Source organism: Paenibacillus pasadenensis DSM 19293, assembly GCF_000422485.1.
In the GTDB taxonomy this organism is placed as follows: domain Bacteria; phylum Bacillota; class Bacilli; order Paenibacillales; family Paenibacillaceae; genus Paenibacillus_O; species Paenibacillus_O pasadenensis.
On record NZ_AULW01000016.1, the window covers coordinates 183,295 to 205,770 of the forward strand.

Below are 22,476 nucleotides of genomic sequence, written 5' to 3' on the forward strand. Positions count from 1 at the left end.
AATCTTGGACGACATGCTGACACCGGAAGAAATGGAATTGCTCACAGACCGAAGACTTCCTGTTCAACATGTATTCGATAGTGAAAAACTCGTCCAGAATTTGCTCGAACTCGGAACTCGTATTCGAAGTGACGTCCACGTGCATCAAATTGACGCCAACCAAGGCGCTTATGCTGACCAAATCCTTATGCCCAGTTGGCTGCAGCGGAAGCTTCATTCTCTGGGGATTAATAAACTGTATGAGCATCAAGGGGAAGCTATACAGAACATCCGTGAAGGCAGAAATGTCGTTCTCTGCACGAAAACCGCATCTGGAAAATCATTGGCGTACAATGTTCCCATCATCGAAAAATTGGTTGCTGATCCGAATGCCTGTGCGCTTTATTTGGCCCCGTTCAAGGCATTAGTCGAGGACCAGTACGCTCACTTGAAAAAATGGGCTGATGATGTAGAAGAGCAGGGGAATCAAATCTCGCTTAATGGATTTTCTCGATTCTCTGTTAATGGACAGCAATTATCCGTTGGGGTTCTCCACGGGCAACGTAACGTTCCAGAGCATATGAGAAAAGATCAGGCATCTAGCTTCGTGTTCTCTGAGGGGCGCTATTGGCTGACCAACGTACACTATCTGCATTTAATTCTTCAAGGTGCAGGTTCGCCTAAGGGAAAAGGCCCCCAACTGTTGCGCTTTCTGCAAAATCTTCGGTTTGTCGTCATTGATGAGCTGCATCAATACTCAGGCTTGTTAGGTTCAAAGGTTTCTTTGGTCCTTCGCAGATTAAGAATGTTATGTGACAGGTTGGGAAATAAAAACGTCCAGTTTATTGCCTGCTCGGCTACAATTGCTAATCCAAAGTATCTAGCTGAAGAATTAACAGGAATGCGTGGAATGAAAGGATTTCATGAAATATCGGGAGTACAAGCGCCAGTAAAGAAGAAAGCGATTTTGATGTGGAATCCGGGCTTATCAGACGTTGAGCAAAAGAAAAGGGCCGTTGTTTCCGATCTCTATGAGATTCTGCGCACGATCTACAAGGATGGAAGATGGCCGAGAAGTATCATTTTCACAAGCAACCGCCAGCAAGCCCAGCTTTTAAGTCGTGAAATAAACATGATACTGCGCAGCCACCTTCATGATCATGGCGGGCTTTCGGCAGACGAACCACATGAGTTTTTTCTGCCGTACCATGCATACCTCACGCAAGAAGTTAAAGAACGAACCATACAAAAACTTGAGCAAGGCGAGATCCTTGGAGTGGTCACTACTAGCGCCCTAGAGGTCGGAATTGATGTGAAGTGTCTGGATGTATGTATCTTACTCGGATACCCTGGCTCCCAGGCTTCCTTTTGGCAGCAGGCTGGACGAGTGGGACGCAGCAGAGACGGTGTGGTGATTATGATGCTTCAGGAAGAGCCATTGCAGCAATACTTTGCCCGCAACCCTGAAGAATTCTTTACGCTTTCGCCTGAATCTGCGGCGATCAATACAACGAATCCCAAGCTATTAAAGGAGCATCTCGCATACGCGGCTCACGAACTGGGAGGGACGTTGACGAATGCTATGAATTATGTTCGCTCTTCGGCGCTTCGCAAGGTGGTTGCGGAAGCAAGCGACCAGTGGCAGCAGATTGAAGGGAAACTACACTATCAAGGAGAAACACCCCGGTATCAAACTTTGTTCACTATGGGCGATACCTATACGGTTGTAACCAAGAACGGGTGGAATGAGGACATCCTATTTCAAAGTGTGGACGGACGTTCCTTGATTCGAGATTATCATGTAGACGCCGTATTTCTGGGACCTGACAATCGTACCTTCTATAAGGTCAAGTGGGTCAATAACAAGCAACGCAAAGTGGTTGTAGAGCCAGTAAGAACGGATTATCATACTCGCGGAATTGTTCGTGATAGCATTGAAATCCATGATGTTACCAATCCTCTGATAAGTGACGCGGCGATCAAATCCAATCTTGGAAGCATCATCGTAAAACGAAGCACATTTGGCTACAAAAAAATCTATAATCACGGCGCAATGCCTCTCGAAACCGTACAATTAACAAACACATACCCTGTCAGTTTCCAAACAGAGGCATTTTGGCTGATGTGGGACCACCAAGGAAGGAATGAACTTAGAGGTCTGCTCAAGGATGTGCAGAATCGCGAATCCATTGACTTGGAGACCCTGGTTGAGGGAAGCCTTCATGCCGTTGAACATGCCATAGCATCTGCGATACCGGCTGTTGTAAGGTGTAGTATGGCTGATTTTCAGCACACCTCTTTTTATTCTGGCTCGGCCTTGTTTGGAATGCCCGGGATGTTCTTCTACGACAGCCAAGCAGGAGGCGGTTCGGGTATCGTCGAGGTTGTTGCGGAAAAGTTCGGGGTTCTCTTGGATAAAGCCCAACAGATCATTAGCAGCTGTGGTTGTTCAGACGGCTGTCCATCGTGCATTCAGTTATTTCATTGTGAAAAACAGAATGAGCCGCTGCATAAGGTTGGGGCTTTGTTGGTAATCAACCATTTACGAAAATCTTTCGGATAAAGGGAGCTTAAAGCCATCTTAGTCGCGGCACATTAACCCCAAGGAGTGAGGAATATGGATAAATTCCGGGCTTATGGCCAGTTTCTCAAAAGAGGTGAACATATATATCGTACATCCGCCCATCTTCAGTGGGGAGACTCAACGAAATCTTTAGGATGTTGTGTACTACTTAACCCGGGGTCAGCCACGTTGGAAAAAGTCGCTCCTGAAGTATACTCTCGTTTATTAGCAGATGGAAAGGCACATGGCCAAGTTATTCCTGATCCAACCATGATTCAATTGGCCACGTTATTGGAACGAATTTTTGGACAATCCCTAGAGGGGCAGTTTCAGATATATAATTTGTTCTGGCTGCAAAATACAGACGATCAAGATGCAATAGAGCAATACGTGGAACTTGTTGCAAGAGAGGAATTTCAATTCGATGAGTCATTGATTGAATTGGTCGAGCTGAAACAACATCCATGGGTTCTCCTAGGTTGGGGAGTGAAAAAGCACAAAAGACATTGGCATCCTTTTGTCCAAATTAAAGACAAATGGGTCTCATTAATTCAGACCTCGGGCGTCCCTTGCTTTGGAAAGGAGCACCCCAAACAAAAGTCAGGATATTACTACTATCATCCGTGCCCTCAGATTCCAACCCACCGGCCACAGATTATAAATGATTTGGAAGAGATATATTATCGCGATGTATGGCATTTATTTAAAAATCAACAATAGTGAGGATGAAATTCATGGCACAATTTAAAGAATGGGATACCACCGCCGTTTATCGGTATGCAGATCAATGGAAAGGGAAGAGTCTCATTGATGGCACATCATTGCTTTGGCCGTCTGAGCAAATTTGGACCACAGCGAATTTGAATGCATTTAAAGCTTGCTTTATAGAGAATGTAGATGAATCATCAGAGATCTTTGAGAACAAACTGCAAGGGCAACTGAAGGGTCAGAAGCAAGAGGTTGTTCAGCTTGCATGCGAACTCGTCTATCTCTACTTGCTGTTTCCCTCCACGATTACATTTCGAAGAAAAAAAGAACTTCTGAATACGATTGCATCATTTGCCGGACTTACATTGGACGATCAGAATGAGGCGCTGACAGCATTGGAGCCTGGCATAGGCGGACCGGGTATCGCCTACAATACAAGACGTTATTATGAAATACGTTATATAGCTATGTTCGCAGATGCGGTTCTGCAGAAACCTGAAAATGACCGGATTATGTTTTTATCCGACCATATCAAGGTACGAAATATGCTCGATACTATAAAGGAGGACACGAACCCGCTATCCCGACATATTATTTTGCACCTCCTATACCCTGATCAATATGAAAGAATGGCGAGTCAGGGTCATAAGCAACAGATTGTTGAGGCCTTCCTGGAAATTCTGGATGAAGACTCCGTGCCTGAAGATATTGATGATCGCATCCTGGCTATTAGAACAAAGCTCGAAGACATTCTTGGAGAAAAGGATCTTGATTTCTATCGAAGTCCACTCGTTGAATGTTGGGATTATAGTGACCATGATTCGGAGGTTCTACCCATTCAAGGGCTGCAAATCAAGAAGCAGATTGTTTTGTATGGACCTCCGGGAACCGGGAAAACTCATGAAGCAAAGCAATTAGCCGGACAGTTTATTCGCCAAGAGACTTTACGCCTGTGGGGAGCGGGGGAATTCTTTAAAAAGCAAGAGGATGTGAACAAGCTAGTAGAGCGGAGGATTCGCCGTGTACAATTCCATCCGGGCTATGGATACGAAGATTTTATACGGGGGATGCAGCTTGAACAGAATCGGACCGTTTATAAAAAAGGCGTGTTACTACAGGTCTTAGAGGAAATTGAAGCAGCGGAAGCCGGAATCGGTAAAGGCTTGCCTTATGTCCTCATTCTCGATGAAATGAACCGTGCGGATCTCAGCAAGGTGTTGGGAGAGTGCTTTTCCTTAATGGAGGATCGTGAAAGTGCTGTGCTGCTTGCCGGTCAAGATGGCCAACCATATGCGCTAACTGTACCTGAGAATCTATATATTATTGGAACTATGAATTTGATTGACCAATCGCTGGAACAAGTCGATTTTGCGCTTCGCCGTAGATTTCTCTGGTTTTTCCGAGGATTCGATCGTAATGATCTAGTCACTCTACTGAAGGGAAAATGGGAACGTTGGCCACAGAAGTATGGAAAACCTCGTAAATGGAACCGTGTGGAGGATGAATTTGAACTTCTAGCGGACCGTTGCGTCCAGTTGAATCATTTAATAGCTGGGCATGAACATATGGGACCGCTTTATGTCATTGGTCATACCTATTTCAGTGACGTGGTTTCATTTGCCCAGAAGTATATTTATTCACAACCGGGCGTTCAGCAAGTACTATGGAACCGGAATAAGCAAGCTCGTGGGCCTGTAACTGCTTTGTGGAATTATTCGTTGGCTCCGTTATTGGAGCAGTATTTATCCGGGGCCGATTTATACAATGGAAAGCAATTTATGGAACAAGCGAAAAGCACTTTCCTGTGGGGGAAGGTATGAAGTCCGCACAAGGAAGAACAGAAATCATTGCAAATGACTTATCTGAGATCGGATTAATAAATGATGATGAGAAGATATGGTTGCAGAATTTGTGCCTTTATCTCGATAAAGAACTGTTCACAATTCGTCTCACTGACAAATCGGATGATGAGCCGGTAATTGAATTTCGCCACGGACGCTGGTATGCCGGAAGGTATGTTGGAGAGATCCAATATATGGGGAGAACCCTGCGTATAACACCACGTTATGAAAGCTCTTTTCACCGCTGGATTAGCACTATATGGGGAGTGCGAATGATTCAGAGTAAGGGCTCCTATCGTAATGCGAATATGTGGCTGTGGGAGCTAATAGCCCGAATTTGGGGTGAGCAGCTTATCCGTGGAGCCAAGCATGGGTTACCGTATACTCGAATGGAAGAAACACTGAAGGCTCCATCTCTACGCGGTCGTATGAAAGTTATGGAAACGGCTCTAGAGATAGGCAAGGGAACGAATCGACTTGCAAGTCTATCCAGGTCCAAGGTTGTTCATCCTGACATTGCGTACATACTCAGCAACGGTTATCGAAGAATTAAAAAGGAACTGGGGCATCGAAATGCACATAACTGGTTGTCCGACAGAGGAAGGGAAATCATTGGCCTTTTACTCCAATCCGAAGGATGTAGAAACTATAAGACCATTTATAAAATTCCCAAAATTAAATATACCCCCATCCTGGAATCCTATCGCCCAGTTGTTGATTTGACTTTGAGGATTTTGCAACAAAAATCATTCGGGGTCTCTTCGAACGGTGCCCAAGAAGTAACAGGAACCCTTCTGGATATGGCCGAAATTTGGGAGCTTTATGTTTATCATCTTCTAAGAAATGCTCTAGCAGGGGTAGAAGTGATTCATACTGGACGAGTTAGAGAAGCCGTTGGCCACTTATTTGTAAACGGAAACGGCAAGAAGCTAGCTGCTCTAAAGCCGGATTTTATTATACGGAGGCCATCTTCGAAACAAGTGCTAGCGGTAGTCGATGCAAAATATAAGCACACTTTTGTAAGTTTATCAAAACCAACGGGTTTGGAACGGAATGATTTGTACCAGATTCATGCGTACATGGATGCTTTCTCCGATCAGGGGTATTCGGCTCCGGGTTTTCTGGTTTATCCGGATGAAAAAGATGCTGAAATTCGGCGATATCAACAAGGGAATCCGTGGTTCTCATCTCAACTGAAAAGCAATCTTTATTTTTATGGGGTTAATGGTGAATTAGGCGAAGAGGATTCGGATAACGGGCTGACCCCATCAGAAGAGCAATTCTGCATGGGAGTTCGAGAATTGCTGGGGAATTAGTAGTGAAGAGGAGGGCGAAAAATGAAAGGCACAATTTTGATACCCTGTACATCCTGGTTACGATAAAGCGTGTTTGTTTGGACTGATCCAGTACCTTATAGCCACTGATATCAGAAAGTTCATAACCATACGAGACTTTGTAACAGAGGACGTAAAGACATATTATTCCGATCCAGAAGGAATTATTATTTTTTTTGTCGAATAGACTAATGGTTTATTATATCATTAGAATCGACTGTATTAGATGGGATGACGGTTACCCAAGGGTAACCGTTTTGTCTTAAATACAAAAAATGAAAGTAAACTGGAGGATTTACATGGTAAACAATGGTTGGCTTGACCAATGCAATGTAACTGCTTTACTTGAGCTCAACCCACGCTTTACTTTTAGCGAGGTATTGCACAATCCTTCTGGCAAATCAGCTTTAGTGTATCAATACCGACTGGATGCTTCATTGAATGAAGATGTAGCTTGGAATGATTTCTATATCCAGATGGATATGCTGAAGCGCCTTGAACAAGTAGGTGCTCTTTCACTTCTCTCTTACGGGCAGCATAGGATTGATGAGGGAGTCTCCTCTTATTTTGTAGCAGTGGAGAAGCCATCACAATTTCGACGATGGGATCAGGCCTATCCTGACATCTTGAGATTAGATTTATCCAAGAGGATTCGCATCTGGATGGATCTCGTTGAGCATATAGCACAAATCCACGGCATTTTATCTTATCATGGGCGGCTCTGTCCTGAGGATGTATGGATCGAGTTGGCGGAAAAAGGCGGAACGGCCAATTATATTTTCCCTGGTATACAGCAATGGCGAATGAAGCAATTTTTCTCGTTGGAAGAAGATTGGAGCTGCTGCGCTGACTACACCACGAGGACTTCTATGAAAAAATCGTATCGAAGTGCGTCAGACGATCGTTATGCGTCAGGCTGTTTTCTCTTTACACTGGTGTTTCCGGGAAAGTCGATACCTGATTCGGACCAGGCACTGCATGCTTATGAATCGGAGTGCGATTCCGGGTTGTTCACCATCTTATCGGCTTTGTGGGATTCCGTAAAGGAAACACCACTTTCCGTCATTCTCGAGATGGCCAACCGCTATTTATCCCAGAAGATGGACGAGGTCGTCTGGACAGTAGGCTGGCACGCGGATGAATCGGCCGGTCTGTTGCAGCGCTCTGATCTGTCTCGCGAGGAGTGGGAGCAGCGGTTTGGGACCGATGCAGCGCCTGAATCTTACTTGTACAGTCGATTCGATTCACAGAACCGAAGGATGCTTCTTTATGTTATTGGATCGACTTATGAGTGGATCTTTCAAGTGAATGCGGGCAAACAAGGCGGGCCGGATTTGATCATTCAAGACTGCGGTGAAAAATCACCTTTCGAGAGAGAGAGGGCTAAGGAACGCGCTAAGAGGTTTCGCGGTGGATGGACCTTTGATAGACGATCCGATTCAAAAACATCAGGAATTTCTCTGCTGGAGTATATTAAGAGCGAGTCGATTATGTCGAATTCGAAACGGGCTCAGAACCGGCAGACAAGAGAAGTGTTTGACCAATGGGAGGATGTTTTACGCCTGCAGCTAGAGCGGCTGAATGCGGATGATAAGCGGTACGCATACCGTGAATGGAGGCTGATTGAAGATGGTTCAGTGCTGGAGGTTCAGCTTCTGGTCGAACGGCAACTATCTTTCGCGGCAGGAACGGAAATGATGTTCGTCACCGACAAAGCTCAGCACCCGGCAGGCCGTTACATCCGACAGGAAGGCAATAAGGTTTATTTGGAAACCGTAAGAGATTACGGCTCTGAAGAGCTTCCCGAGCTTGGCGACTTATGCGAAAACACGCAGCGGGAAAAAATTCAGCTGAATCGGCAGCGTCAAGTGCTGCAGCAATTCAGGATGGGGCGCAAAATCAACCGATTGCTTCTAGAGCATTTAGTAGAGCCCGCACATGCGAATACATATCCGGCTTCTACTATAAGCACGTATCAAAATGTAAACCAAGATCAGAAACTCGCGCTTCAGGCCGCTCTGGGTGCCGAATCGATCTTTTTACTGCAAGGACCGCCCGGCACGGGCAAAACGACATGGATTACGGAACTCATGTTGCAAATTTATCGCCGTGAGCCGAAGGCCCGCATTTTGCTGGCATCGCAGTCCAATGTGGCCATCGATCATGCCTTCTCTAAATTTATGAAGATTGTCGAACAGCATGCGCATGAATTCCGCCAAGCGCCTATTGCTGTGCGGATTGGGAATGAAAAGATCGGAGAGAGTGTACAACAGTGGACGATCGATCCGGCTCTTCAGCGTTGGGTCGAGCATCTGGAGGATAATGTGGACGGTAAAATATGGTCCATTATGGATCGAATCCAGGATCCGGCCCGCTATAACCGTGTATTGGACATTTATAACGATTGGAAGACGATGTTCGGCAAAGAGGATGAGATGAAGCCGTTGTTTCTGGCTCAATCTCCGACCTTGATCGGTGCTACTTGTATGGGAAGCTATCCTTTGTACCAATGGGATTTGTCGTTCGATTGGGTCATTATCGATGAAGCAGGGAGAGCAACGCCGCCGGAATCGCTTCTCCCAAGTATCAACGGCAAGAAGGTCGTCTTTGTAGGCGACCACAAGCAGCTTCCGCCGGTTATTGACCGGTTCTTGGATGAAGCCGGAGAGGATAAGTTGAAAATTAACTCGCTGAAAGTCAGCTTGTTCGAAGATTTGTTCAAGCGAATCCATACGGACAGTCGAGCTACCCTTCAGACGCAATACCGGATGCATCCCGCGATTGCACGAATGGTATCCGCGCTATTCTACTCGGATACGCCATTGATGCCGGGTTGTACCGAAGAAGAAAGGGCGTCGGGAATTCACGACTGGAAGCCGATAACCTGGATTCGTACGGATGATCATCAGCAGGCTGCGGAAAAGCAGCTGGGCACATCCTATTTCAATCTAGCTGAGGTCAATGCTGTTCAAAACGCATTGCTGAATTTAGATAAGTGTCTGGGAGATACGGGAACGCGAAAATCAGTGGCCGTTATTACGGGATATATGCCGCAGCGAAATAAACTGCGCGAAGCGATTGATGTATTAAAGCTGGAGCATCTAGAGGTAGAGGTTGACACTGTGGATGCATTCCAAGGACGAGAAGCTGACCTCGTACTATACAGTATGGTGAGGAATAACAGTGAACGCAATCTTGGCTTTCTAAGGGATGAGCGAAGAATGAACGTTGCCCTCTCCCGCGCGAGGGAGCTGCTCGTTATGATCGGAAGTACGGAGATGGCAAGAGGATTAACCCCTCAGCACATCGTCCGAGGGATTTACGACTACATAGCAACCGATCGCGATGCAGCGATTCGTTCCTGGAAGGAGTTGCAGCCATGAAATTGCTGGATCTCGCGCAGCAGCAAGAGTTTGCGATCCCCGGGGCGCGTTTGGTTGCCTTCTATGAGAAAGATTTTCCCGTTTACCGGATGGAGCTGGCTATACGCGTGCGGGGCAAGAGAGGTATGAGCCTGCTAGCGCAATTTGTGCTGCGGTTGATTAAAGAGGAGTTTCATGAGGAGACTGATCTGGCAGACTTTTTCGGTGTGCCGCTGGGGGAACTGCGCAAATGCCTGGGCGAATTATCCGCACTTTCTTATATCATCGAAGTTCCAACCTTGACCGGCCGCATTTACAAAATAAACCCGAAAGGTCTGGAAGCGCTGGAGCTGGACCGAATCGTTACGACCAGGGAAGAGATTTTTACAGTAAAACTGGATGCGATTTCAGGCAAATGGCATCATCTACACTCCATCGGATCTTATGCGCTGCGAGCGGATTCAGGAAATACTCTAAGACCATATGTGCCTGCTCCGACTTTGTATGAGGTATCGCAGCATTTCTCAGAACTTAAGGAACTGTATAAAGACTATAAAAATCGTTACCAGCAAAACGAGAAGACCGAGCTCGATGATATCGTCGGCATTCCAGGCAATGTGTATACCGAATATCAAAGGTTGCGACTGTTGGTGTATCGAACGGAGGAAGGGAAATTTATTTTCCAAGTGTTTGACCGGCATCATTATGCCCCAGAATATTCCGGGCCCTTGGCCCAGATGGCTGAAAGCGGTGTAGAGATCTGGGAGATGACGGAGCTTCCAGCTTCTATTCGCGATGAATTGCCACTGCCGCATCAGTCTGGGACAACCGGACCATATGAGGAGGAAAAGGCGCTGAAGGAGCTGTGGACAGCTTTCGATGTACCGAAGCTGGAAGATCGACCTGAAGTTAACGGGGCTGTATACCCTCTTACTACGACTGAGCATTTTGCTAAGATGCAGGAAGCACTGGAGAATGCGGAGCATACCGTGTACATCGTCAGTCCATGGGTTTCCAACGAGGTAATCGATGAATTATTCCCAGTGATGAAATCGTTTCTGAGAAGGGGCGGCCATCTCTGGATCGGATATGGCTACCCGCATGATGAGGAATATAAGGGCAAGCGAACGGAGAAAGCTGTTAAGCAGCTCAAAGAAAAACTGGCCTCCAATCGATTCCATGCGGTCCGGCTGGGAGATACCCACGAGAAAATACTAATTTGTGACGATAAATTCGCCATCGTCGGCAGCTATAACTGGCTCTCCTTCAGAGGGGACCGTAAGCGCGGGTTTGTCGCCGAGACCAGCCTCTATGTTGGTATTCGGGATGTGGTGCTACAGCTAGTCGAGCGAGTGCGCAGAAGGTTTGATAAGAAAGAAGGCGGGAGTCAGTGACGGAGCGATTAACAATAGAGGCTCTGAAAAAGATAGTGCAAGCTGATGGGGCAGGTGGGCGCAGTTCTGGAGACACGATCAAACTTCTTATCAAAGAAGCTTCATTTGATTGTCTGGAGTGGCTCGTATCAGCTCCGACTGAGCTTGAGAAACGGCAGATTTTCGATGGTGGCGAAATGTCGATAGAAATAAAAAAGTGGAAGAAGGCACCATGGGAGGAGGCGCTGTTTCATCACCTCATTCCGCATATTGTGTTTTATGAGTCGGTGTCCAATTCTAAGTCTGAGCATACGTTAGCCAATTTTCATCGCTCACTCACTCGGGTCCACAGCCGATATCCGGACGATTGGAACCTGTTTATTGATCGACTGAAGACATGGCAGGCATGGTTATGGGGGGCACAGCAAGCTGAGGCTGAATTCCCATATGCTGAGATCAAGACTGGGATAGAGACATACATTGCAAATAAAATTTCCCAATCGGAGAATAAAAAGGTTCAACAAGCACGGAAAAATCTGGATAAATTCCTGTTGGGATTTGAAGAGTGGAGGAGCAACCGCCGATATGGTCCCAGTGAAAGAGTTGAACCAGAGCGGCCAAGCAAGTTAATCGAGCTCGAAGTGTTGAGACAACCAGATTGGTCGCTGCCGGATGGTGAGGACGACTTAGCAAAGTGGTTGAAGTCCCAGGCGGATTTGGTGGTGAAAAGCTTAAAATATCATTACCATGTACAATCAAGTCTAGTTGGCATTGACTATTCTAAGCTTGCGAAGCTAACGTTTGCTATACCGTTCCTGACTGTATATGACAATTCTATTGAGAAGGTATTGGAGGCGATTGAGCTTTATATTCGGTGGAGGAATCCGCAAGACGATGCACTCGATACTAAATCGCCCCGAAGTGAAAGAGCGCTCGGAGTAAGCATGAAAGTGTTGAGCATGTTAGGATTGATGGCGCATTACGATCGTTTCGTGGAGATACTGGAGAAGCGGCTTACACTGCAGGAGATCGACGATGTAGAGGGCTTCGTCAGGTATTTTCATACAGATACAGGATTGCTGGAATATTTGGCATCCGATGCGATCTTGGGCGAGATGTTTGCCGCAGCATTCACTAGTTTGCTTGTGAAGGATGAATTTCCATGGGAGGACGCTTTTACCTCGCATCGTAAAACGGCCTATCGGCTTGTTCAAAAGGCGATTTCCGGCGACCGGCAAGTGGAGCTTATCCTCAATAGATTAGCGGGGCGAATAGGGGAGACGGTAGGGAAATCCCCTTCCTTTATTCGAAGCGGCTTGATAGAGCAGGGAGAACTGGAATGGCTGTTTGTCATCGAACCTCGCAACCTGAGAGGGATGCTGGGCCCTATAGAATTCGTAAATAACAATGAGGAACTGCTGCAGCGAATATTGACAAGTTTTTTGGAGGTTCACTGGTACAAGAGGGACCGAAGCAGCTTGAACGTAATATATTGCCGGTACTGGCAATATGCATTCGAGTACGTACCCGCCTTTCGAGAAGATATACGGTGGCTCGCTTTGTACGGATGCCACGGGGGAGACGCAGCTTACATCAAGGACTGGGTGTTCGAGCCGCAGGTTCAGAACGATATGCTCCACCACCTGAAACAATCTTGGGACAAGCTTCCTTTACAGGGCTTAGAGGCTATTGGAGCTCATTACTTGTCTGACGCCGGGCTGGAGGAGTTGTTGATGGATCTTTACGCTTGTAGGGGAGATCAGATATGGCCTGTTCAGGAAGTGTTGAGAGCATTCGGTTGCAGCATAATCGGAACCGATCACGATGGGAGAGCCCTGTCTTCGGAGCAGCTGCAAAGTATGGTTCGTCAGCACCCAGAACGTTTTGAGCTGGAGACTGCTTTAAGTGAAATGTCCGGTATTACTTTTCGTTACGAGCTCGTGGAACCAGGCTTGCTGATGAAGAACAGTCGTGTCTTGGTTCGCTCTGTCGTACGCGGGGAGATTGAAAACGAAGAAAAGCTGGACGATATATTTAACGGCTTATTCAATCTATAAAATTCCGACAGGGGGGACACAAAGATGTTTGCTTCTATCAAAAGATATTTCCAACGAAAAAGGAAGTACGAGCTCGGTTTTACGAATGAACAGGTAGCCGCTCTTCAGCGGCTTAGCGGACAATATTTGCTCCGTCTGGAGGACGCCACTAGAATGTTGCCCGAAATCTCGCAGGAACTTGAAGCTTTTTTCTGTAAGAAAGGAGAGGGCTGGGAATGGTTCCCCGATCGTTGGGATGGGAAGCATCTACGAGAGCAGGTTCATCGGAATCCTCGAATGTTTGAACTAGAGAATACAATTCCGGACCTTGATGGTCACAACGTTGAATTTCGTCTGTCGGAGCTTGGGATTCGAAGCATGCGGGACGGTTCTGTGCTGTGCAGAGCAAAGCTTTACGTTTATAAAGAAAGAAGTGATGAAGAGCTTGACGAATTTTTGGCGGAACTTGCAAAAATCTAAGACAGAAGGGGATAAACTGGATGTATTACGTGGGTATTGATTTCGGAACGACAAACAGCTCGATCGCCGTTATCGATAATGAAACGGGAGAAGTGAGGGTTATCGAGCTTGAAGGGGGATACTCTCCTGGGCGTCAACTGCTTCGCACAGTGCTATACTTTAATCCAGATGGTTCAGTTGAAGCAGAAGAAACGAGCGCTTACAACGATTCATTGCGAGGAATCATTTCGTTGAAACGGCACCTCATGAAGGACATCCATTATTCCAGGACCATAAACGAAAAGACGTACTCCTCCGATGAACTGGTTGGTTTGTTTTTGACTGACCTATTAAGGCGTGCGCAACTTAATGCCAGCGATATTTCAAGACTCGTTATGAGTGTTCCTACTCATTATAACGAGGATTTAAAAAGCTTGATGGAAAGAGCCTGCAAGCGACTAGGCATTTCATCAGATGTCATATGGTTCATAGACGAGCCGATCGCCGTTCTCTGGGATTATAAAGACAGGTTCATCAGAGAAGAAACGATGCTAGTATTTGACTTTGGCGGTGGCACGTTGGACCTTGCTGTTATGAATAAAAGCGAAAATGCGAATGGCGTGGAAACGGCGGCTTCCATTTTGAAACAGTGGAATAACGGAAGTACCGATAATTATAGTCGTGGCAAGATCTTAGTCAAAAAGGGAATTGTCGTTGGCGGCGATGACATAGACATGATCATTATTAAATTCATCATCGAAGAGGGTAAGAAGCAGGGGAATCCAGTATGCCAAGCTTTGGATTTAGCCATTTTTGACGATGAGAAACGGATAGAAAATTTAAAGCAGAACGAAATATACCCACTGCTGAAAAAGACTGCGGAGCGGATTAAGATTGCACTCTCCGAGGTAGAGGAGTACAGCACTTCAATGCCGCCACTGCTACCAAAGCACGATCGGGTAGGCATTCGTAGTATCAAGCTAACGCGCAGAGAGTTTGTAAGCCGCTGCCAACCTCTGTGGGATTACATCGAACAAGGGCTGCTGCAAATGAACCAGGAGATGAAGAAAAATGGTGAGTCTGGCTTTGAACGGATCGAGACGGTTCTATTGTCGGGGGGAAGCAGCCTAATTCCGCATGTACATGATATCCTGGAAAAGTTACTTCCGAATGCCAAGCTCGGCATGGAGAAGCAATACCTGCAGACAGCGATTTGTCGCGGCAATGCAAGATACAGTTATAACGATGGGGAGATTCTGGTTGACGATTCCGTAAATGCCGCGTACGGGATTTACAATCACCACGATAAAGAAACTGTCACTGTTATTCAGGAGAGTGACACTTATCCGATCGAGGTGAAGAAGCGGATCGCTACGATGAGACCGCATCAGGATCAGATCGAAATCATTCCGATGGCCCGCAAGGGAGGCAAATATGAACCGTTGACCAAGGCGAATGGATCGGTCTATTATAGAATGAAAATTAGGCCGTCGAGTCGTTGCCGCGATCTTTCCCGCATCAGCGTCACGTTCCAGATAGATAAGGCCCAAAAGCTGAAAATATCGGCCTACGATAATCTTTTTAAAGAAATGATTGGTGTGGAAGAGGTTGATTTGGAAGCCTAACTCAGTTACTACATCTAAGTGTAAACTTCCAATGAAAGTGAAACATCAACTATAATATTTCGAACGATATGTGGACTAAGAAAGTTAGGAGCTAAGACGTATCGATAGGCAATTGTTCAAGCTCGTGTAGGATGAACCTCAGCTCAATACCCTGAATTTATAAGTTTTTTCAGTAATTATATGTCAATACGGTTCATTAGATTTACTGGAATACTGATTATGAAGTGATATAGCGACCATGGACAAATAAATGTCTATGGTCGTTTTTTATTATCAAGTGTCCAAGCCGTATCAGCATATCCTCCATTAGGAGGCGATGCCGGGTGCATGTGAAACTGATTGCGGGCGACTCTAATGACAAAATACGCATGGCCTGTTATGATTATCTCCTAGAGAAGTTCAGGAGGGAGAAACATGATCGCTATTTACGCCAGGGTGAGCACAGAAGAACAAGCAAAACATGGATTCAGCCTGAACGATCAGATTCGTCAGTGTCGGATGAAAGCGGAGACGAATAAAGTTAAAGAATATGTGGACGATGGGATATCTGGAGAGTTTCTAGATAGACCAGCCTTAACCAAATTACGGGAAGATGTTAGAGAAGGGATCATAAACAAAATCATATGTCTGGATCCCGACCGTTTATCGCGGAAATTAATGAACCAATTAATCATAACGGATGAGTTCGATAGAAGAGGAATAGAACTGGTATTCGTGAATGGAGAGTATTCCAAAACCCCGGAAGGAAACCTGTTCTATTCTATGCGTGGGGCGATAGCCGAATTTGAAAAATCCAAGATTAACGAACGAATGAGCCGCGGCAGACGAGAAAAAGCGCGACAAGGTAAAGTGTTGAGAGATTTTCAAGTCTACGGATATAGTTATGACAAAGAGTCGGAGCAATTCCTTGTCAATGAAGACGAAGCTGCAATCGTAAGATTAATTTTTGATTTATTTACACAGCCCAATACATTGGTTCAAGGTTTAAATGGTATCGCACTATATTTAACTAGCAAAGGTGTACCTACCAAACGAGGAGCTCCAGTATGGCATCGTCAAGTCGTTAGACAAATCATAATGAATCGAGCCTATATTGGCGAGTTTTATCAGAATCGTTGGAATACCGAAGGAATGCTTGGCAACAAGCATAGAAAAGATGAGGAAAAGGTTCCAATGAGGGAGAGGCCAAAGAGTGATTGGATCCTGATACCTTGCCCTCCCATTATCGAAGAGGCCCAGTTTGAACACGCCCAGAGACTGCTTTCAGAATCACGTCGAAGATGGGCACAGAAGAGTAAGCATCCATATTTATTAAGTGGCTTGCTTAGATGCGGAGACTGCGGCAATACAATGACCGGACGATTATCAAATAATTGGGGCAAAAAGGTCCCTGAATATACAGATATTAAAAATACAGCCGGTGCAAAACAAAAAGGCTGTGGTAGAAGAATTAAAGCCCAGATGATCGAAGATCAAGTATGGGAGCAAGTCGCTGGTTGGTTAAATAATCCTGACGAAATTGCCGCGGCGTTGCAGCAGGAGAAAACAAAAGAGCCTTTTGAAGCTGGAGAAATAGCTAGGCTTGAAAAGGAAATCGAAAAAACTAAAAACGCCCGAAAAAAATTAATCAAGTTATTTGCAGCCAGTGAAGACGGTATTGGGGAAGAGGAAATCCGGCAGGAATTGAAGGAGTTAACTCAGAAAGAGGAAGCTCTGAATAACCAACTAGCCGAGTTATCGGATATGTTGAATTCTACACAGAACAATGAGTATAACATTAACGTCCTAATGGAAGCCGTTCAGTATTATCTGTCAAAAGGGCAAGACGAACTATCGTTTGAAGAGAAGCGGGATTTAATCCGGCAGGTTGTAAGGGAAATACGGGTGTATGAGGATTCGGTTGAGATTTTTACGTTTTAATACCGGATTGATTCAGGAACGAACCAAGTGTGGCCTGGTAGGATGTATGGATTGAAATTTGGAGCAGCGGCTTGGCGTTTATCCCATTCTAAAAAGATGAAACCTGCTGGTTACTTGCAATGAACTCGGGGATAGTAACTAAAACAAAGCATTGCTAGTATCAACTCCCCGAGCATGAATATCTCTATGCCTTTGCAGGGAAGTCCTGGGGCAAGAAGGAAGCTGTGTCCTTGTTTGATGACCGTTTTCAACAGTACGATCATCAGCACACGAAACATAACTATGCAGGATATGTACTAATGCGCGGTGAATTATTGGCCGCGCATTCTTTTTATTTATTTCACACTACTAGAATAATTGAGTTTTTTCAGTCCAAAAGGTTAATCTGAACCGTTAAGAACGACACTAATTTTTACGTAACAGTAACACGTTGTAACAGGGCAAGGAACCACCGTTGCTCATCGAACAAACAGCGCCGGGCGACTTCTCAACTAGTACATATTTTGAACCTTAAAATACTCTCTACAAAATTCTACAGTATTCGACATATCGAAAAGTGTAATATTAGATCATATGTCATGGATAATTGTAACTAGGATGAATCCGAAATTAGTTAAGTGAAATCTTACTATCCCAATATATGTCCATCCGGTTGTGATATAGTTGAAAAAACTGTTTAAGAAGGGGATATTTGCTTGAACCTTGATTTTAACGGTAATAAAGGATTTCGTCTATTGAATATGCACGAACTGCTCAATAGAGGCGAACTCATCAAGAAGGCAGAGCTTGCCAAGCGATACGGAGTAACAGAAAAAACGATTCAACGTGACATTGACGAATTAAGAGTATATTTGGCAGACACCCGTTTTGCGGAAGGGGAGGTATCCATTATTTATGATAGATTTCGTTCAGGATACTACCTTGTCCGTATGGAGCGCGAGTGGATTACTAACGAAGAGGTTTTAGCTGTATGTAAAATCCTTCTAGAGAGCCGGGCGTTTTGCAAGGAAGAGTTGGATGCGCTTGTCGCAAAATTATTAGCGCAGGTAACGTTAAATGACCGCAAGCAGGTCGAGAACATGATCCGTAGTGAACAGTTTTATTATGTTCCATTGAGGCATGGCAAGAAGCTTCTCGGGACAATATGGGAACTTTCGCAGTATATAACTCAAAACGAAGTAATCCGGATTACTTATGTCCGCAAAGATGGTGTGGAGCGGGAGCATGAATTGAAGCCGGTCGCCATTATGTTTTCAGAATACTATTTCTATCTGGTTGCTTTTATGGCCGATGATCGCCATGATTTCCCTACGGTGTTTCGTGTGGATAGGATCGAAAGGTTTCAAAGTTCTGGAGCCAAATTTAAAGTGCCATATAAGGACAAGTTCAACGACGGAGAGTTTCGCAAACGGGTACAGTTCATGTACTCAGGAGAATTGCGAAGGGTGAAGTTTAAGTTTAGCGGTGATTCTATTGATGCTGTGCTGGACAGGCTTCCGACGGCAGAGATATTATCGGAAAATCAAGGGATTTATGTGATTTCTGTCGAAGTATACGGAAATGGTGTCGATATGTGGATGCGAAGTCAGGGAGAGAAGGTTGAGGTGCTATAGCAACGAATGGAAATTAATCTGCGAAACAATTTTATAACCTCACATAGCTTGATATCGCATCCGCTAAAGAGGGCGAAGAAAAAAACTAGGATTCAATACTATGTCATACTCGAATATCTTGTGAACCGATGTGCAGGTTTTGCCGAATACTCGAAAGCTCGGTTATCACAATACCATGCAATGCTTATCGGAGATGAGAGTGCACTTGTCTTAACTGATGGGAATCGTGAACGCATGATTCGTTCAATGGTCAATGACTGGTTAAGACCATGGATGTGGAAATATCGCTTCTGGCTTATGTGTGACATTGCGCTTATCGCAGCGGATAAAAACGCAATTGAGAAAGCTCTAAAAATCTTAATGGGATACTTGAACAAACGGCAGTCTGCAGCAATAGGTAACCTGGTGTCTGCCTTATTTACTGATGAGACTATCCCGCAAAAGCTATTGTTTGCAGAGGGGTTGATTCACCAGTTTCGGTTAAACCGAAGATTTGTTGCTCAACAAGAAATACGAATTTTGATTACAGCCAACATGAGCGCTGGCAAGTCTACGCTTATCAATGCCCTGATCGGCAAGCAGGTTGCCCGAACGTCACAAGAAGCTTGCACAGCGAACCTATGTTACTTATTCAACAAGCCGGTTGAAGATGGATCGATTCATTTGCTCGGTCCGCGGCTCAATCTGTATGCAGCATACGACGATCTGATGAATGCGGGGCGAGCAGGCAGCAGTGAGATCGCCTCTTTTTTCCGTTCTTTCGTACATTCGGATTCGCCAAGTCGAATTTGTCTGATCGATACTCCCGGTGTAAATTCCGCGATCAATCGGGAGCATGGCGAACGTACTCGTAGTGCGCTGCGTGAAGAGCATTACGACAAGCTCATCTATGTACTAAATGCTAACCAGCTCGGGACAGACGAGGAGATACGTTACTTAAAATACGTTTCCGAATATGTACCAAAGGACAAGGTCATTTTCGTGTTAAATAAGCTTGATAATTTCAAAAGTGCAGACGATTCCATCGCCTCAAGCATTGAGGGTGTCCGAAATGATTTGCTTCATCTTGGATTTGAAGAGCCTGTAATATGCCCGTTGTCTGCATACTTCGCACTATTGTTGAAAATGAAGATGTATGGCGAGGCCATGACTGAGGATGAGCAGGATGCGTATGACTACTATGTAAAAAAATTCAGCAGGGCTGAGTATGACCTGTCTGTCTACCTTCCTAAATCCAGCGCTCAAGTGCAGGCTGCAGAAGACAAGCAATCGGCACTAGCAGTGAGTAGCGGGCTTTACGGTCTGGAAAACATACTATACGGAGGAAAGACCGATGAAAAAAGTATTCGTGAAATACAATCCATATAAGCTTGAAACGGAAATCACTGTTGAAGGGAAACGTTTGGCACAAAACAGCAAGCTTGGCGAGAAAGCTGCCGACGGCTCCCGATTGCAGGATTGGGTAGAGGAACTCCCGCGCATCCTTATCGACGAGTACAATGACACGGAGTTTGAAGTTACGTTCCACGGCACGCTGCTCGACTACGAGGACTTGGTCGATGTATTCACTAAAGCATATGAGAAGAATGATTTAAGAGCAACGATTAAGCGTAAGGCTGCCAAAGAAACATCGGATAAGGAAGCTCTCATCGATGATGTGTTCAAACAAGTCCAGCAAGGTCCGTTCGATGAGTTGAAGGATGTGGAGATCGTGAGCGCATTCGAGCATGCCAAGAGCAGCGATTTTGAGGTTTGTGTGGTCGCAACGATGAGCGCCGGCAAATCCACGCTGATCAACTCGGTGCTCGGCGTAAAGCTGATGCCCTCCAAGCAAGAAGCCTGTACTGCTATTATTACACGGATTAAGGATATCACCCAAGACGCAGTGCCATTCAAAGCGGAAGTTTATAATAAAGAGGACGAGCTGGCTGAGACGCACGCCAAATTAACATATCCGATCATGGAACGATTGAATGCCAGCGAGAATGTTTCCGCTATCCATGTCTCAGGAAATATTCCATTCGTTTCGTCGGAGGATGTTTCTCTTGTACTAATCGATACGCCGGGGCCAAACAATTCACGCGACCCCAGACATAAGAAGGTCCAGAGCGAGCTTCTTGGCAAGTCATCCAAAGCGCTAGTCCTTTACATTATGACAGGCGAATTCGGTACGGACGATGACAATGCACTGTTGAGTCGGGTCGCTGAGAGCATGAGTGTCGGGGGTAAGCAGTCGAAGGACAGATTTATCTTCGTTGTCAATAAACTGGATGACCGCAAGAAAGAGGATGGCGATACGAGCCAAACGTTAGAGCGTGTACGTGCTTACCTGAAAAACCATGGTATAGCGAATCCGAATTTGTTCCCTGCTTCCGCCTTGCCTGCGCTGAACATCAGGCTCATTGCAAGCGGAGCGGACGTGGATGTGGACACGATCGATGAGACGGAGATGAAGATCAAGAAGTTGAACCGCAACGAATCCTTGCATTTTGAATCGTATGCCGCGCTCCCCCCAAGCATTCGCGGCGAGATCAACGAACAGCTTGCGGCTACAAGAGCAGCATGGAATGGCAGAGCTAATGAAAATCCGGATGAAGCATTAATTCATACCGGCGTCGTTTCTATCGAAGCAGCTATTCGTCAGTATGTGCAGAAATACGCCAAAACGGCAAAAGTTAAAAATATAGTGGATACGTTTTTGCACAAGTTAGACGAGGTGGGCGCCTTTGAGGAAACAAAGCGTGAGCTTGCTCATAATCGCGAGGAAAGCAAACGGATCGTGAGCTTGATCGATTCGATCCGCAAGAAGATGGACGATGCACGTGATGCGAAGAAATTTAGGGAAAACGTTGATGATGCTATTACCAAGGTGAAAAAGTCTTCCGAAGTAGTCGTTGAAGAAGTAATAGAGAAGTTCCAAAGCAAGATCACCAAGCGTATCGACGATTCGCGAGGTCAGGAGATTTTACATGATGAGGTCAAGGACGAAGTTGATCGGTTGAATAAGTTCGCAAAGAAATTAGAACCGGATTTCGAAGAAGATCTTGATGATCTCATCCGAAATGACTTAGAAGAGACTGGAAACGCCTTGTTAGCCGAATATCAGAAAAAGCTTCGCTCTTTGCTTGAAGAGGTGGATACCAAGGATCTCAATGGTATAACCATTGATCCTTTTAAGATAATGAATGGAAGTGTCCAGGCACTCGATTATTCCGTAAAGCATCTTGAACATGAAGAAGAGCGGGTTGTGGGTCAGGAAAGTTATGAAGTAAAAGAACGTACAAGAGGCTGGTTTAAAGGCATTGCTTTTTGGCCTAAGGATGAATATGTCACCAAGTACAGGGATATTCGTAAAACCATTCGCTACATTAAAGGCGATGAACTGGCGCAATGGTATTTAACCCCTGTACAGGAAAGCTTATACGATAACGGCGATGCTGCTAAAGAATATGCAATTCAGCAGTCGGAACGAATCGCAGCACGCTTTAACAAAGAGTTTGTGCGGCTTGATGGTATACTCAAGGAAAAGCTTGCCGAACTGGAGAGTTATGCTACCGATAAAGAAAAAGCCGAGGAACGTATTAAGGAATCGGAACGCAAGCTGAGCTGGCTGGAGCAGATCAAGGCCAAAGTGGAACTAATAGTGGAAATCTAAGGGGGGCA

General features: G+C 45.5%; 13 protein-coding genes. All 13 read left to right on the forward strand.

Annotated features, from left to right (window positions below):
• Window positions 1-13: 13 nt before the first annotated feature.
• The 13 genes from H582_RS30695 (at window position 14) to H582_RS0104730 (ending at window position 22,468) form a co-directional block, all read left to right on the forward strand.
• Window positions 14-2,542, forward strand: a complete 2,529-nt coding sequence (locus H582_RS30695) for a DEAD/DEAH box helicase (RefSeq protein ID WP_228030105.1) — start codon at window positions 14-16, stop codon at window positions 2,540-2,542.
• Window positions 2,543-2,596: 54 nt separating this feature from the next.
• Window positions 2,597-3,262 carry a hypothetical protein gene (locus H582_RS31590; protein ID WP_038694511.1) on the forward strand — a complete coding sequence of 222 codons (666 nt, stop codon included), beginning with the start codon at window positions 2,597-2,599 and terminating at the stop codon, window positions 3,260-3,262.
• Between the two features lie 14 nt (window positions 3,263-3,276).
• Window positions 3,277-5,070: an McrB family protein gene (locus H582_RS0104680; protein ID WP_028597596.1), complete on the forward strand. Its 1,794-nt coding sequence runs from the start codon at window positions 3,277-3,279 to the stop codon at window positions 5,068-5,070.
• On the forward strand, window positions 5,067-6,407 hold the full coding sequence (locus H582_RS30700) for a 5-methylcytosine restriction system specificity protein McrC (protein WP_084136603.1): 1,341 nt from the start codon (window positions 5,067-5,069) through the stop codon (window positions 6,405-6,407). The genes H582_RS0104680 and H582_RS30700 overlap by 4 nt, the downstream gene beginning before the upstream one ends.
• 317 nt (window positions 6,408-6,724) lie before the next feature.
• Window positions 6,725-9,808: a DEAD/DEAH box helicase gene (locus H582_RS0104685; protein WP_164820093.1), complete on the forward strand. Its 3,084-nt coding sequence runs from the start codon at window positions 6,725-6,727 to the stop codon at window positions 9,806-9,808.
• Window positions 9,805-11,181 carry a phospholipase D-like domain-containing protein gene (locus tag H582_RS0104690; RefSeq protein WP_028597598.1) on the forward strand — a complete coding sequence of 459 codons (1,377 nt, stop codon included), beginning with the start codon at window positions 9,805-9,807 and terminating at the stop codon, window positions 11,179-11,181. The genes H582_RS0104685 and H582_RS0104690 overlap by 4 nt, the downstream gene beginning before the upstream one ends.
• Complete coding sequence (locus tag H582_RS0104695; protein ID WP_028597599.1) at window positions 11,178-13,217, forward strand: hypothetical protein; 2,040 nt, start codon at window positions 11,178-11,180, stop codon at window positions 13,215-13,217. The genes H582_RS0104690 and H582_RS0104695 overlap by 4 nt, the downstream gene beginning before the upstream one ends.
• Window positions 13,218-13,241: 24 nt before the next feature.
• Window positions 13,242-13,676, forward strand: a complete 435-nt coding sequence (locus H582_RS0104700; protein WP_028597600.1) for a hypothetical protein — start codon at window positions 13,242-13,244, stop codon at window positions 13,674-13,676.
• 20 nt (window positions 13,677-13,696) lie between these two features.
• Window positions 13,697-15,280: an Hsp70 family protein gene (locus H582_RS0104705; RefSeq protein WP_028597601.1), complete on the forward strand. Its 1,584-nt coding sequence runs from the start codon at window positions 13,697-13,699 to the stop codon at window positions 15,278-15,280.
• A 414-nt stretch (window positions 15,281-15,694) separates the two neighbouring features.
• On the forward strand, window positions 15,695-17,200 hold the full coding sequence (locus tag H582_RS25995) for a recombinase family protein (RefSeq protein ID WP_043110908.1): 1,506 nt from the start codon (window positions 15,695-15,697) through the stop codon (window positions 17,198-17,200).
• Window positions 17,201-17,895: 695 nt separating this feature from the next.
• Window positions 17,896-18,813 (forward strand): helix-turn-helix transcriptional regulator, encoded by a 918-nt coding sequence (locus H582_RS0104720; RefSeq protein ID WP_043110909.1) that lies wholly within the window; start codon window positions 17,896-17,898, stop codon window positions 18,811-18,813.
• Window positions 18,814-18,819: 6 nt separating this feature from the next.
• Window positions 18,820-20,181 carry a dynamin family protein gene (locus H582_RS26000; protein WP_084136608.1) on the forward strand — a complete coding sequence of 454 codons (1,362 nt, stop codon included), beginning with the start codon at window positions 18,820-18,822 and terminating at the stop codon, window positions 20,179-20,181.
• Window positions 20,147-22,468, forward strand: a complete 2,322-nt coding sequence (locus H582_RS0104730; RefSeq protein WP_028597605.1) for a dynamin family protein — start codon at window positions 20,147-20,149, stop codon at window positions 22,466-22,468. The genes H582_RS26000 and H582_RS0104730 overlap by 35 nt, the downstream gene beginning before the upstream one ends.
• The last annotated feature ends 8 nt before the right edge of the window (window positions 22,469-22,476 follow it).